The following is a 16,052-nucleotide window of genomic DNA, read 5'->3' on the forward strand; positions in this document are numbered from 1 at the left end:
TTCTCTACCATTAATTGAATATGTTAATAGTGTTAATAGTTTGTAAAAATATCATTATGTCCATGATGTCTCATTTTTACATGAAAATAGCACTTATTTTTGATGTAGTCGCTAAAAAACTGATGTGATAAATTCATATATTAGAAAGCGCTTTCTAATATATTTTGGGAGGGATTGATATTGAAGAAAAAGTTCACCTTAACTATGCTTACCTTTGTTGTTCTACTTAGTATTACTTCCATCACTACATTCGCAGAAGAAAACCCCACCGAAGAAATTAATATCCAGACATATGCCGAAAACATGCAACCAGGATGGAATCTTGGTAATACGTATGACGCTGTTGGTGAAGATGAAACAGCCTGGGGAAACCCTTTCGTAACGAAGGATTTGATTAAAAAAATTGCTGATGAAGGTTTTAAAAGTATTCGCATTCCGATCACATTTGATCAACGAATGGCAGAAAGCGGCGACTTTGAAATCGATGAAGATTTTTTTAATCGTGTTGACCAAACGGTACAATGGGCATTGGAAGAGGATTTATATGTAATGATTAATGTTCATCATGATTCCTGGATTTGGATAGAATCGGGAATGCAAGAAAACCATGATCAAACTGTAGAACGTTTTAATGCCATTTGGACACAGTTGGCAGAACGTTTTAAAGATGATTCAACCAAATTAATGTTTGAAAGCATTAATGAACCTAGATTTTGGGGAACTGAGGAAGAAAGTCAAAAATACTTAGACGAATTAAATGATCATTTTTATCAAATTGTTAGAGAATCCGGTGGAAATAATGATATTCGACCATTAGTGTTACCTACACTTGATACCGGATTAGAACCAGAAAAAATAACTGCTTTATATGATTTTATCGACAACTTAGAGGATCCAAATATTATTGCAACTGTTCATTATTACGGTTTTTGGCCATTTAGTGTCAATATTGCCGGATATACACGTTTTGAACAAGATACAAAAGAGGATATCCACACTACATTTGATCGTGTTCATAATACCTTTACTGCTAATGGGATTCCAACAGTGATTGGTGAATATGGACTGCTTGGCTTTGACGTAGATACCGGTGTTATCCAACAAGGCGAAAAACTAAAATTCTTTGAATACATGCTTCACTATGCCCAGGAAAAGGACCTTGTTCATATGCTTTGGGATAATGGTCAACACTTAAACCGCAATACACTGGGTTGGTCAGATCAGGAATTTTTCAATATGGCACAAACGAGCTGGCATACTAGATCTGCAGTTCCGAACGATAACTTCATTTACTTAAAGGAGTCAGAGGAAATCACAGATAAACAAATAACATTTGAACTGCATGGAAATGATTTTGAAGCAATCTATCAGGCTGATCAAGTACTAGAGGAAGGCAGCGATTATCAAATCGAGGAAAATACGATCACATTTTCTCAGGAATTATTGAGTTCTCTGGTAACTGATAATGATTTTGGTACAGCCTCCACCTTAACTGTTACATTTACTGGTGGCGTCGATTGGAATATTGATGTACGGATCTATCAAACACCTAAGTTGGAAGTGACTGAAGGAAACACATCTGAATTCCAGATTCCAACAAACTTTAACGGTGATCAATTAGCGACAATGGAAGCATATTATGAAGATGGCTCTTTTGCAGGTCCACAGGATTGGACAGCATTTAAAGAATTTGGTTATACTTTTACTCCAAATTATGACGAAGGATTTATTGAATTAAAAGATACCTTTTTTAATGAAGTAGAAGATGGAGAAGTTGATCTCACCTTCCACTTCTGGAGTGGTAAAACGGTTGATTACACTATAGTTAAAGATGGGGAAAGTGTTACCGCATTAGCGGACGAAGAACCTGTTGAAGAGGACCCCGTAAATGAAGAGACTGAGAATGACAATACACAAGAGGAAGGAGTCGAGGATGAGGAAACAACAACAGTTGACGAAGAAAGTGAATCTACAGATCAAACAAACGGTTCCAATAAAGAAGAAACGTCCACTGAATCTGATGAAAAGAGTGGTAGCACATCGGAAAAAACAACTGATCAACATTTAGCATCTGACCATAATGAAAGCAACCGATTACCTGATACAGCTACTGCTCAATTTAATTTTATGGGTATTGGTTTGTTCTTAATATTATTCGGGTTTGGAGGATTAACCTGGTATCGCAAGAGGAAAGCTGAATAAACAGGAAAAGGGCCATAGCTATTTTAAGCTGAGGCCCTTTTTGTTACTCTTTTTTCTTGTTTCCAACAATAAATAAAGCAGCGATCACGATGACAAATAGTAATGTAACACCTAACGATAACGTCACTTGACCGGTTAAACCGAATATTAAATACCCGACTCCTGCTGCCAAAGCACTGATAAACGCATATGGCAATTGGGTAATAACATGATCCATATGATTTGCCCCTGCACCGGTAGAGGATAGGATAGACGTATCAGAAATTGGAGAACAGTGATCCCCAAAAACAGATCCTGCCAATACTGCAGCCATTGCAGGAAGTACTAAATCGACATCATACTCGATTGCAATTTGTGCAGCAATCGGAAGCATGATACCAAACGTTCCCCACGATGTTCCAGTTGCCAATGCCATAAACCCGGCAATCACAAACAATAACAGTGCTAAAAAATTGACGTTAAACGAATACTGCTGCACTAATTCAGAAAGATAACCACCCGTATCGATGATGTCAATAACAGATCCAATCATCCAGGCAAGTATTAAAATATAAATCGCCGGCATCATCGACATGGAACCGTCTTTTATTACTTTCACCACAGATAATTTAGTCCCTTTTAAGAAAACATACATAACTAGGCCGATTATAACAGCACATACCCCACCAACGAATAGAGAAAGGTTTACATTCGTGTTTTCAAACATTGTTAAGATCGTTGCATTGCCTTCCGTTTCCTGATACCCCGTGTAAAGCATCATCGCAACGGTGGCTACTACCAATACAATAATTGGAACTAATAAATGCATTATCTTTCCGTTTTCATTGATGACTGCGTTCTCTTTCATGTCCGCTGACATTGTTTGCTTTGCAGGATCGACTACATGACCTGTTTCCAGTGCTCTTTTCTCATGGGTTCGCATCGCACCAATATCAATGCTGAACACAGCCACCAAAAATACTAAAAGCATCGCCGCAAAAGCATACATATTTAATGGAATCATTTTGACAAATGCTTCTAAAGGCTGGAATTGCGTCACTTCCGCTGCAACAAAAATCGAGCCGAGCGTCCCGATAATATATGCTCCCCAACTTGAAATCGGTGTAATTACCGTAATTGGAGCAGAGGTAGAATCAATAAAATAGGCTAGTTTTGCCCTGGATATTTTATAACGATCTGTCAATGGCCTCGAGACTTGTCCAACCGCTAAACTGTTAAAATAATCATCAATAAATATGAGAACACCTAGAAATGATGGTACAAGCTGAGCACCACGTCTCGTTTTTATTTTTTCGATCGCCCATTCTCCGAAAGCTTTACTGCCACCAGAAGCTGTCATCACAACCGTCATTATCCCTAATAACAACAAAAAGACGAGTAAATATATACTTCCCAAATTCCAGCCATCCGCTGTATAGAAAATATCTCGAAATACGAACCAGATTTGCTGAAGACTTGCTTCCATCTTAAAATCATGAATAAGCAATGCCCCTACAACGATACCAGTTCCTAAAGATAATAAAACTCTCCTTGTCACCAAAACTAAAACCAGCATCAAAATCGCCGGAATTAACGAATATATAGTACCTTCCATAACATAACCTCCACTATTACTATCCTGTCCAATTATATACAGAAAAAAACAGCAACAGAACAAAGTCCATCACTGTTCCACTCCGAAATACACACCAAAATAGTGTACCAATTTTTAAAGCATCTGTCACTCATTTTTTTAATGGAATGAAGGAAACGGAAATGCTGAATATATTTGGATAAATTAGGGTGTAGTTGTTACGGACAGTTTTGCTTACTTTTTCTTCGTTTTGTCTATTAGGTGCTTTCTTACGGACACTTTTTTATATTTGACCTAGCTTTGTCCGTAAGATTGCTTCATACGGACAGTTCTGACATTTTTCCCTTACATGTCTCCATTAGATTCGATCTTACGGACACTTTCATCGGATTTCCTGTTGATTTGTCCGTAAGTTGATCCTCTTCGCTGAACAAGGTTATCTATATATGTCTTTTAATCCTTCTTGCTGGATCGTCCATCCTTCAGGGAATCCTGTTTTGGTTGCGAGCATTGCTACTGCGATCAGCAGTGCTCCATTACCGGGTAGGTAGACAGTTAATGCATCATGTTGATAATTATGCCCGTTGACCAAGTAGGTATTCTTTACCTGGTCCATTAACAAAAAATCGACCGCTAATTCCAGTTCGCCTAGTCTTGTAGCTGTCATGGCACACATTGGGAAATCCCATCCCCAAGCCGTTTCCCATTGCCATTCTTCTTTGACTTTATGCAAGGTTTCAAGCATCACATCTCGATCGATTAATTCCCCCGATAATACACCATAAGCTGCTACCATGGAAGGATGATCGTGATTTTTTTCGGTAAAAGTATTCTCGCAATCCCGGTGAGCTAAATATACGCCATCTTTCACCCTTGGTCTTGCAATATTTTCTCTGACATCGACCCATTTTTCCGGTACGTCTTTACCTAATCGCTCACACCACTCAAGCGCAATTCCTAAACCGAAATACCAATACTCTAATTCATATGGCGGATTAACACTGTCTTCCATTTGATGATTCTCCTGTGCTGGTATCAAGCCAGGACCGAGCTGATAGACACCATGCTCTTCATCATAGCTTGCAAAAGATGCCATGAAATCAGCCGATGCAAAAACAACGTCACTTAAATTCTGCAAAATAGTCTCATCTTTTTCTGCCTGATAACACAATTCAGCTAAGAAAATCGGATGCGGTTGCTGCCAAATTAAGCCTGGGGCAATCGGTGACGGGGTCTGCTCTCCTTCTACACCAACCATTTTTGGCCAGCGAGCACCTTGATAACCTTGGGATTCTGCCAACTGATAAGCTTTTGGTAAAATATCAAGATACCAGCCCATGCTTTTTTCCAAGATCGAGCTTCTTCCCCATAACGGGAAATGAGCTGCATGCCACCAGTGCATTTCTAAATGAAACTCCCCGAACCAGCTGTTATACATGTAGCCTGTTTCTTGTGGTGGTACCGAACCCCCACTATGAACAGCTAAGAGATATTGTGATAAGATCATCCGGCGTTCCAATTCATCTGCTCGAGGATCCTTACTTCCTTCAAAAGTCAAGAAACCCCCATTAGTCCAGAATGACTCCCAATGCTCACTTGATTCGTCAAAAACTTCATTTACCGACTTCTCCACGAGCTTATCTTCAGAAAAGGACAACGTAAATGCCAATGTTCCCTCATCAGGTGTTAACACCAGTTGATGATCATTAATCTGTTTAACCTCTCCAGTATTCCAACTCCAGCCAACCGTATAAGTCGTATCATCCATTACACGTTTCAGTTTGACGAATTGATCAGATTGTTCAACAACTTCTGTTTGATGACCCGTTTCTTCCCAATTCAACGCTAATGTGTTTTCCCATTTTTGGTCCGTCATATTGGGACTTGGGAAAGCTAATTGCACCGCGATACGTCCTGTTTCCAATAACGAAGACGTAACAGATACGCCGATCAGATCATCACTAGGAGCACAAGCGGTCTTGACCGTTATTTTCTCACCATTCGCAAGAAATTCACTCTCCATCACACCTGACCATAAATCAAGTTGTTGCTTAACAGGAACGACCTCCTCCAGTGAAAGTAACTCCCCATCCTCATCATAAAAAAGAAAACCGATCTGCCCGAGTTGTAACCGATGTGGATTTTGTCTCAGCCAGTGATACGCTTCCTCTCTATCCTCTGGAAAAAGGGGATATGGTGCCCCATCGTAATATTGCATCTTCACATCATCTAATCTGAACCTATCGCTACCGCCAGTAGCATGCCAGCCCCAATTTGATTGTGTACTTAATGGAGTAACATAACGGTTAGGAAATGTTTGTAACCCGGTAAAATCAACTGACATGCCAAATTCACCATTCCCAATCGATAACGGCGCCCTCGGTTCTACCCCTGTGACGACAGGTGAATGTTTACTGACAATCTTTTTCCTATCCATCTTCACGCCTCCTAAGTACCCCATCATTCTCTTCCATCTCAATAAAAATCGGTCGTTCATCCGGGGTTTTATTTGGTGAATGCAAGGTTAGATGTAATCGTCCCTCTAAATCATGAAATAACATCCCATGGCCACCATCACTCGCAAATAACGGTTTTTCATCATGGATCCATGGTCCTGTCACCTTACCTGTTGTCGAACGGGAAATCCCTTGAGCATAGACATTATCAACAAAACTTGCCCATAACATCAATAATTCACCGTCTTCCGCTCGGTATATGTAAGGGCCGTCTGTCACATAATTTTCACGAGTATTACGTGTTTTATGTTGAAACGATGTTGGCCAAGGAGCTTCCGATGCCGCAAAAAGGGTAACTGGCTCTTCGACGGCTTCTTTTAAATCATCACTTAAGCGAACCGCACAGATTTGACCGTCACCAACCTGTACCCACTCATGGCAAAACACCATCCATGGCTTGCCGTCTTCATCGATGTGTAACGTACCATCCAGTGAAAACCAGTCATCCGGTGTGATAATCCCATCACTATGTGGATGAAACGGACCTGTTAGTGAATCAGATTTCAAGACTGCTGTTCCACGCTTTCCACTATCCTTTAACAAAAAGGTCGCAAACATATAATAGGAACCTTTATATTCATGTACTTCCGGTGCCCAGAAATTCTCCTCCGAGAAAAACTCGATATCTGGGCGAAATACTGGATATGGCCCTTCCCAATGTTCCAAATCATTACCGATCCAGACATCAAAGCCAGTACCTTTCCCCCAAATATTTTTATCGGTACTGCCAAATAAATAATACTTCCCTTGCTCACGATCCACAAAAACAAACGGATCCCTCATTTGCACTTCCTTATTAATCTTCATCGTCTCTCTCCCTTAATAGATTAAGTCTTACAAGTTCTAAATTAAAATAGATACAAAACTGCAAATTATCATTGGCGAGACTCTATCCCATTCTTTCGTGGAAGAATGGAAAACCGTCGCTGCGGAAAAACGCTCCCTTTCCCTGGGGAACGCTTCAGCCTCCTCGCGAGCAAAGAACGCTCACTGTGGGGTCTTCAGACTGTTCCTTTCCCATAGGAGTGTCGCATTTTTCCGCAGCTTAGTATCGTTTTCTGATCAAGTAAGAAGAAATCCATGAACTGTATATTCGATGAATGTCATCTTTCATGAATCAGATAACCACTACCAGCGGAGGCAGAATACGCAGACTCCTACGGGAACAGCGCGAGCTGAAGATCCCGCAGGCAGCGATTTTCTGCCGAGGAAGCTGAAGCCGTGCCCGTGGAAAGCGAAGTATTCTGCCGCAGCGGTACTCAAGCACTCTCTACAGAAAGAATGGCAGGAAGCAACTCTTCGTAAAGGTTACTTCGGAGTTTATGTTTTTTGTGCATGAATCTTATAGTGTTAAAAATATTCCGAAGGGCTGACACCTGTAATGGCTTTAAACACCTGGCTGAAATAAGTGGAATTCTGATAGCCTACCATTTCACTCACTTCATAGACCATGTACCTTTTTTCGCGTAATAATTCCTTCGCCTTTGTTATCCGATACTGATTCAAATAGTTTACAAACGTCTCACCGGTTACTTTTTTAAAAAGTTGAGACAAGTAATTACGGTTCACATATTGCATATCGGCAATTTCTGCTAAAGTGATTTCTTCATCATAATAATGGTGAACATGCTCCTTTACGCGCTCTACTAATTTACTTGTCTTTTTACTCGCAAGCACTTCCTTGGAATGCTCCACCCATTTTCTTAATTGCTCTGTCATCCATTCCAGTAAATCCTTTGTTGTATGATGGTTATAGACTTCTATCAGTAAGGAGGACTTCTCTTCAGGCTGCGATTCGACATGATCCATCGACTGATCCTCCATCATTAACGCACTTAGAATATTTATTGAAATCGTCTGAATCATATAAAAAGGGGAATAGTCTTCTTCCGATAAACCGTTTACAAACTGTTCCCATATTGCTAATAACTCCTCGTAATCCTTTTCGGTAATTTTGGTATGGATTTCTTTGATCGTTTCGAAAGGATACACATAAGCATCACTGGAACCTTTTTTCTTCGTTTCCTGGTAGTGATACACTTTGTTCCATTCTTCATACTCAGCTACTTCCAATGCTTGCATACTTTCCGAATAGGCATCTGTTAACTGGTGCAAGCTTTTCCTGACATTGCTGACCCCAATCATAACGGATACTTTTAAATAATAGAGCACATTCTCGAGCATCTTGCTTACGAGCTGATCATTTAATTGCTCTAAATAGATTTCATTACCCGGCAAAAAAGCGACCATTACATATGTAGAATCAGAATAATCGAGAAGATGTGTAACTAATCCATTTTGTTCTGAAAATTGACGCATTGTTTCCGACAAAATATTACCTACACTAAACTTCATTAACTGCCAATCACGCTCATGTGCTTTGGTTAAATAAGGAGGGCGATTAATCATAATCGATGTCACAATCTGTGATGCATCGACTTTCACTCCTAATAAATCTTTACTTTCTAACGATAGATCCTTTGATTGGTAGCGGTTAAATAGGAGGTTACGGATAAATGTATCTTTCCGATAAGCTAAATAGGCTGGACGCTGGTTGCGATAGGTTTCGAGAATCGCCTGCTGCTTATCCTCTGACTCCATTTCCTGTAACACTTCCTGAATAACCGTCTCAATTTCGGTAACAGGTGAAGGCTTTAAGAAGAAATGTTTAACACCATATTGAATCGCCTTTCGCGCATTATCGAAATGATTATAACCGCTATGAATAATAATTCGAACAGCCGGATAATTTTCTCTTACTTTTTTGATCAATGATAAGCCATCCATTTCCGGCATATAAATATCGGTAATCATAATATCCGGAGTCTCTTCTTCTACCCTTCTTAAAGCCTGCTGTCCATCATTGGCAGTACCTAGAACACGTATCTGCAACTTTTCCCAATTGACATGCTTGATTAAACCTTCTCTTACAGATAATTCATCGTCTATTATTAAAACTGATTTCATAGTCTATTCCCCCGATTCTTCCGCCTGACCCTTTGTAAAAGGTTGCTCCTTATAAATCGGTAACCGAATTTCGACGATCACGCCACCTTTTTCGCGATTATAAATGTCTACATCAAACTGCTCTCCACAATACATGGCAATCCGCTCTCTTACGTTCTGAATACCAATACCTTTCGCATCAGAAAAATTCCAATTATCCGGTAAACCCGTTCCATTATCCAGGACTGTTAATTTAATACAGTCGTTCTTTCCACACATCTCTCCTTGCACGTTGATCTCCATCTTTCTTGATTCAACATTGTGATAGCCATGTTTGATACTATTTTCAATAAACAGCTGTAGAATAATTTTTGGAACATAGTAATCCTTCATCCATGCCGGTACACGAACTTTATAATCGATCGCTTGTGGCTGGCGTTGTTTTTGAATATCAATATAGCATTTGGCATGATCCAATTCGTCACGCAAACGGATAAATTTCAAGCCGCCGCTTAAGCCAATTCGTAACATCTTACTTAATTTATTAACCATATCCCCTACATCTTCTGCATCATGATCAAGCGATTTCCACTTTATCATATCGAGAGTATTATAAAGGAAATGAGGCATAATTTGACTTTGTAATGCACGCATTTCTGCTTCGCGGCGATTGGTGTTTTCCTGTTCCAGTTTTTCAAGTAACTCCGACAATTCGTTTGTCATTTGATTAAAATTCTTACCTAAAATATCGTACTCTTCGACGTAATGGCGTTTCACTTGGACATCGAATTGCCCTTTTTCCACTTTGTGCATCGCTTTAACCATATGACTGATTGGTTTGGTAATCCATTTTCCAATACCGTAAACAATAGGGATTGATAAAAGGATCGCAATCAACCCAATCACTAACACATTAATCCCTAGTTCTTGCGTTTCAGCATACAAATCATCTACCGGAATAACCTGAACAAGACGCCACTGTTCATAGTTAGGCTGCGATATTAATAATAAGTAATATTCATTGTCTTTTCGAATTAATTGATGATGGTCCGTTAATTCGTCATATTCTGGAATTAACCGTTCATAAATTTCATCTTCAACTGGTACGGTTATATCATTTAAAACTGGAAACTCTTCTCGGGAATGCGTTTCTGCAATAATTCTCCCACCAGTATTTAACAAAATAAACGGCTCATTAATTTCATCATATAAATCCATATCTACTAAATATTCCAGAAAATTTTCGGCCAGTACATTGACTTTAATATATCCAACGGTTTCACTTCGCTGATTTAGAATCCGGTGGACGTAGCTGATCATTTCCCTATCCATCAGTTCATCTGTATGTCTTGGCACCCAGCCATTATCGACGTTCTCAATAAAAGGTTCAAACCAAGCCTTCTCAGTCAAATTGGTCTCTGGCTGAACATTATAATCATAAAGATAGGCATGATCCTGATAACGATCCGTATATATTTCAACGGAATAAACCTCTTGTTTCAAAGAGGCAACATTATTGACCAGATTTTTCAATTCATTTCGCTCAACTAACGCTTCATACGGACTGATATCCGATTTATCGAAAATATCAACGACCGTACGATCAATTGCAATAAACGTCCCGGCCTCGCGAACATTCTGGATCACACCCGATAATTTATTAGCGCTTTCATTTAATAGCGTCAGTTTTGCCTCACTAATCTCCTCCGAGGTAAAGTTAAAAAAATATTGATAAGAGGAATAACTAACCCCTGCAAGAAAGAGGGCATTTACGAAAACGAAACATACAACCATCATCGTTTTTAATTTTCGAATCATGCATAACCCTCTTTTCTTGCAAGATATGACTTACCCTTTAATACCGGTAGTAGCTATACCTTCCACAATATATCGTTGAAAAATGAAAAACACAGTTGTAATCGGGATCAGGGAAAGCACGGACATGGCAAACACAGACCCCCACGATGACTCCCCTTGTGAATCAAGGAATAATCGCAAGCCTAATGGCACCGTAAACGTATCCACCGTATTTAAATATAGAATTTGACTAAAGAAATCATCCCATGTCCAGATAAACGTAAAGATCGCTGTTGTAATTAACACAGGGACCGCCAATGGCATAATGATTCTCGTGTAAATTTGAAAAATTCCACAACCGTCCATAATGGCGCTTTCATCCAACTCTCGAGGTATCCCTCTAAAAAATTGTACCATGAGAAAGATAAAAAAGGCATCCGTAGCTAATAATTTTGGTACGGTTAGTGGCAAAATAGTATTTACCCAGCCCAAATTATGAAAAATCGTATACTGTGGAATAAGTGTTGCGTGCGCCGGCAACATAATAGTCATTAGCATACATGCAAACCACAGCTTTTTCAATGGGAATTTCAACCTAGCAAAGGCATAAGCTGCCATGGAACAGGTAATTAGATTGGCAAGCACCGCAATTAGACTAATTAAAAAAGAGTTTTTAAAAAACTGACCAAAGTTAACATTTCGTACTACATTCCAACCATTCGTATAATTATCCAAAGTCCATTCTTTCGAAAAGATACTCGGAGATGAGAAGATTAGTGTTTCCGGTTTAAAGGAACTTGCTACCATCCACACCACCGGATATAACATAAATAACCCGAATACTATAATGAACACATGTGTTAACAGTTTGCTTGTGTTAGTAGTTTGATTCATTACAATTTCCCCCCGTCTTCATAGTGCACCCAATATTTGGATGAGAAGAAGATAATTAGTGTCATCACACCTAATACAAACACTAATATCCATGCCATTGCAGAGGCATAACCCATTTCAAATTGAGTAAAACCTTTTTGATATAGATAGAGGGTGTAGAATAACGTTGAGTTAATCGGTCCACCCGTACCTTCACTAATAATAAATGCTGAGGTAAACACTTGAATCGATTTAATTAGTTCAATAACTAAGTTAAAGAAAATTACCGGTGATAATAGCGGCAATGTAACCCGAAAGAATACCTGAGGTTTAGTTCCACCGTCAACGGCCGCTGCTTCATACAGTTCTTTCGGAATTTGTTTTAAACCTGCTAGGAAGATAACCATGGAAGCACCAAATTGCCATGTCGCTAAAATAATGATTGTGCCTAAGGCGTAGTCAGGATGTGAAATCCATCCTTGTCCCTGAATGTTAAAAAACGATAACACCTGATTGACTAACCCGTCAATTTCAAATAAGTTTTTCCATAAAATCGCGATTGCTACACTTCCACCAAGTAACGAAGGCAAGTAGTATGTCGTACGGTAGAAGCCAATTCCGGCCATTTTTTTGTTTAATAACACTGCTACTAATAAAGCGGCAATCAACTGCGTTGGTACAGCTATAAACACGAAGGTTGAAGTAACCTTTGCGGAAGCAATCCATCGATCATCTTGAAACATTTCCTGAAAGTTCGCCAGTCCAATCCACTCTGGTGTATTCAATAAGTCAAAGCGGGTAAAGGATAAATACAACGAGCTGATCATCGGTCCTAATACTAATCCTAAAAAGCCAATTAACCATGGTAACAGAAATACATAGGCGGCAATATATTGCTTACGTTTTCCCTTTGATATTTTCGATTTTTTCTTTATAGTTGTTGTTGCTAAAGCTTCTGAACTTTTCAATTGTCACCCCTCCTAATTTTGCTGATATTGAAGTCTTCATCTCAGCAAACCAACAGCAGCTGCTTTCCTGAAATTAGGGATAAACTAAGACTTCAAATGGTAGATGGATGGAACAAAGTGACTCCTAGGAGTCACTTTGTTATCCAGCTATTTATCACGGACGTTAACTTCTAGATAAGTTTCACTTTACTCTTCATCTTCATTTTCGTACTTTTCGATATTGGACAGTAACTCTTCGTAATAATCTTCTGCAGCTTCATCTACTGATTTTTGATCGTAGTAGATAATTTGTTCTGTCTCGGTGAATAACTGTGTATTTTCGTTGTAACCAGGTAAGTTAGGAATAAATGGTGCATCTGAAGTTTCACTTACTAAAGCAATATAAGAATATACTGCTTCATCTAATTCACTTGCCTGATCAATTAAGTTTTCACGTACATCAGCATTAACCGGTGCACCACGATCATTACCTAATATTTCAGTCGCTTCGACGTTATTCACGAAGAAATCCATAAACTTAGCAGCTTCTTCTGGATGCTCTGTATCCTTATATGCTGCAAAATACTGACTCGGTCTCAAAGAAACCCCATTTTTACTAGTGTCAGAATTAGCAGGGTAAGGATATAATTCAAACTCATCCTCTGTCGCACCAGTGTAAGCACCTAACTGATTACTTGCGATAGATTCAATCGCTACATCGCGTTGAACAATTAAGGATTGCTCAGGTGTTTGAGATGCAGATACCTGAACCTCTGGAATAGCAGCTCCCTCACTTTCACGGAGCTCTTTCCATAAATTAAACCACTCTTTAACATCCTCTTGATCAAAACCAATCTCACCATCTAAATAAGTAAATTTGTCTGTTTGTGCTAAAAATACACCGAAACCATCTTCTCCAAAATCACCTGTACCATATGTTCCATCCAGGTTCTCTGTTAATTGTGGTGTTAACTCTTTAAAATCTTCCCAAGTCCACTCTTTACTTGGCATGGAAACCCCGGCTTCTTCAAAAGCTGTTTTATTTAATAATAACCCCCATGCTGTTGTACCAAGTGTTACTCCATATAATTGATCATCAAATGTTGCAGAATCTAACATACTTTCATCATGTAAGCTTGTATCTATTTCATTTCCTACATAATCATCTAATGGTAAAATAACATCTCGTGCAACAAAGTCATTTAAGTTACCGCCAAATTGAATAACATCTGGTGCATTTCCAGCAGCCAATTGTGTATTTAATTTGTCAAAATAACCATCAAAACCGGAATACTCCGCCTCAATCGTTATATGAGGATTCTGCTCCTCGTACATTTCAATTACTTGTAATGTACGGTCATGTCGCTCCTGACCACCCCACCACGCTACTCGTAAAGTGACCTCTTCATTACCTGACGCTTCTTCACTTTCTGTATCATTACTTTCTGTTTCAGTTGTGTCTTCAGATCCTGCTGTATCTTCTTCATTTTCATTAGCAGAATCTGAGCTACAGGCAACAACCAAAGCAGTCAAAAATGCTAAAACTAAAAATAAATACCATTTCTTCATTACTAATAACCCCTTTCTTAATAAGTTAATTTTATTTTAAATTGTAAACCTATACAAAGGAATAAAGAAAAGTAAGGGCTTACATAAAAATTCTTAGGTACTTTGACAAATTGGATAATTTTGGGATTGGAGGCGCATGGCCACTGTGGCAATGGTGACAAGGAAAATACATTTCCCCTTAAAATTCATAAACATTTGTAAGGTGCACATATTATAAAGGAAACTTCCATCATTGGGAGTTTTCTTCATCATCGTGACAAATAAGTACAAAGGAGTTGAATATTATGCCAAAGAAGAAATATAACCTTAAAAATATAAGAGCAAATACAGAACGTAATTTCCTAGCAACTAATACAACGCTGCCACAACATAAAAGTAAATTAAAATAAGAAAAGCATCTAAAAAGAGAAGACCATCGACCTAGTCTTCTCTTTCATTTCTCATAATCTCATTTAGTTTTTCAAGATAAAGCGAGTGGTCAAAAGGTATGTCCATTTCTTTTTGTAGCCAATCTGATAAGTAGATTGCATTAATCAGTTCTACATTACGTTCGCCATCTTCTCTGGTGGCATATAATGGGATATTTTTTGTAATGTTTTCCGTAAAATTTTCCATAATATTTACATATGGATTTTGTCCGACGTCTTGAAACTCGAGGAACTTTTCTTGATAAAGAGGGGCATTTTCCTCGATAGCCTTAAACTCAGATATATCTAATTCCTTACTCCACAACTGTTCTTCTTGATCGAACACCTTTATATTCATGGAATCTCCGTTTTCAATAACGATTTTGCCTTTATCCCCGAGAATCTCAAGCCGGTCTGCTCCGAAAAAGTCATGAGTACGAGTAGTGAAAACACCGGACATGCCGTTAGCATAACGAAGAACAGTGGTTACGTCATCATCAACGGTAATGTCTCGTTGCGACCCATACTTAAGGTGAGCATAAACTTTTTGGGGCATTCCAAATAACCAAGCTATTAAATCGATATGGTGAGATGCTTGATTGATTAGTATACCGCCACCTTCTCCATTCCAAGTAGCACGCCAATCATTCTGTTCGTAATAAGCCTGAGGACGCCAGGTTTTAGTCGCTGTCCATTGCCAGTTTCTTATCTTTCCGATACGATTATTTGACAATAAACCCTTCAGTTTTTGATACCGCCGGCTTTGTCCGTTGATTAAAAATGATCCCAAAGCACAAGTCGGATTTTTGTTCTGCTATTTGTCGCAATGGTTCAAGCTCTTTTGTATGTACACTTAGTGGCTTTTCCGCCAACACATGCTTATTTCGGGAAAGTGCTTCGATCGCAACAGCAACATGCTGAAAATGCGGGACACAAATGATAACAGCATCTACTAAGGATTCATTTAGTAAATCTCGATAATCGTGATAGAATAGCACATCTTTAAAACGCTCCTGCACATAGTCCCGTTTCTCCGTGCTGCGGGAACTGACTGCTGTTAATTGCATCCCTTTAACCTGTCGATCATAAATAAGTGATGCATATTTCGAGCCTTGTAGTCCGAGTCCAACAATTCCTACTTTGATTGGCAAAACTTGTACCTCCTTTAACGAAATGGCTTAAGCACTACTTCTTATCGACTTACTAATAAATCCCCGCCGAC

At 39.0% G+C, this 16,052-nt stretch carries 11 protein-coding genes; 1 reads left to right on the plus strand and 10 read right to left on the minus strand.

Translation table 11 applies throughout. The features are described 5' to 3' along the window. Nucleotides 1-180: 180 nt before the first annotated feature. Complete coding sequence (locus GI584_RS18185; RefSeq protein WP_153792102.1) at nt 181-2,202, plus strand: cellulase family glycosylhydrolase; 2,022 nt, start codon at nt 181-183, stop codon at nt 2,200-2,202. A 43-nt stretch (nt 2,203-2,245) separates the two neighbouring features. Here GI584_RS18185 and GI584_RS18190 read toward each other — a convergent pair whose 3' ends face one another. From GI584_RS18190 to GI584_RS18235, 10 genes are all read right to left on the minus strand, one after another. After that, entirely contained in the window at nt 2,246-3,796 is a 1,551-nt protein-coding gene (locus GI584_RS18190; protein WP_153792103.1) for a Na+/H+ antiporter NhaC family protein, read from the minus strand. Between the two features lie 415 nt (nt 3,797-4,211). After that, nucleotides 4,212-6,212 (minus strand): glycoside hydrolase family 65, encoded by a 2,001-nt coding sequence (locus GI584_RS18195; RefSeq protein WP_153792104.1) that lies wholly within the window; start codon nt 6,210-6,212, stop codon nt 4,212-4,214. Beyond that, nucleotides 6,205-7,098, minus strand: coding sequence for a glycoside hydrolase family 43 protein (locus GI584_RS18200; protein ID WP_153792105.1), 894 nt, complete (start codon nt 7,096-7,098; stop codon nt 6,205-6,207). Before GI584_RS18200 ends, GI584_RS18195 begins: the two co-directional genes overlap by 8 nt. Before the next feature lie 543 nt (nt 7,099-7,641). Next, nucleotides 7,642-9,258 carry a response regulator gene (locus GI584_RS18205; protein WP_153792106.1) on the minus strand — a complete coding sequence of 539 codons (1,617 nt, stop codon included), beginning with the start codon at nt 9,256-9,258 and terminating at the stop codon, nt 7,642-7,644. A 3-nt stretch (nt 9,259-9,261) separates the two neighbouring features. Then, a complete protein-coding gene (locus tag GI584_RS18210; protein WP_153792107.1) occupies nt 9,262-11,055 on the minus strand; it encodes a sensor histidine kinase in 1,794 nt (597 codons plus the stop codon). A 30-nt stretch (nt 11,056-11,085) separates the two neighbouring features. Further along, nucleotides 11,086-11,928 carry a carbohydrate ABC transporter permease gene (locus tag GI584_RS18215; protein WP_100359362.1) on the minus strand — a complete coding sequence of 281 codons (843 nt, stop codon included), beginning with the start codon at nt 11,926-11,928 and terminating at the stop codon, nt 11,086-11,088. After that, nucleotides 11,928-12,842 carry a carbohydrate ABC transporter permease gene (locus GI584_RS18220; RefSeq protein WP_228552436.1) on the minus strand — a complete coding sequence of 305 codons (915 nt, stop codon included), beginning with the start codon at nt 12,840-12,842 and terminating at the stop codon, nt 11,928-11,930. Before GI584_RS18220 ends, GI584_RS18215 begins: the two co-directional genes overlap by 1 nt. Before the next feature lie 219 nt (nt 12,843-13,061). Next, on the minus strand, nt 13,062-14,423 hold the full coding sequence (locus GI584_RS18225; RefSeq protein WP_153792109.1) for an ABC transporter substrate-binding protein: 1,362 nt from the start codon (nt 14,421-14,423) through the stop codon (nt 13,062-13,064). Nucleotides 14,424-14,843: 420 nt separating this feature from the next. Continuing rightward, a complete protein-coding gene (locus tag GI584_RS18230) occupies nt 14,844-15,563 on the minus strand; it encodes a Gfo/Idh/MocA family protein (RefSeq protein ID WP_194842034.1) in 720 nt (239 codons plus the stop codon). After that, complete coding sequence (locus GI584_RS18235) at nt 15,553-15,981, minus strand: Gfo/Idh/MocA family protein (protein ID WP_194842035.1); 429 nt, start codon at nt 15,979-15,981, stop codon at nt 15,553-15,555. The genes GI584_RS18230 and GI584_RS18235 overlap by 11 nt, the downstream gene beginning before the upstream one ends. Nucleotides 15,982-16,052 lie beyond the last annotated feature (71 nt).

This window comes from Gracilibacillus salitolerans (assembly GCF_009650095.1).
GTDB lineage: Bacteria > Bacillota > Bacilli > Bacillales > Amphibacillaceae > Gracilibacillus > Gracilibacillus salitolerans.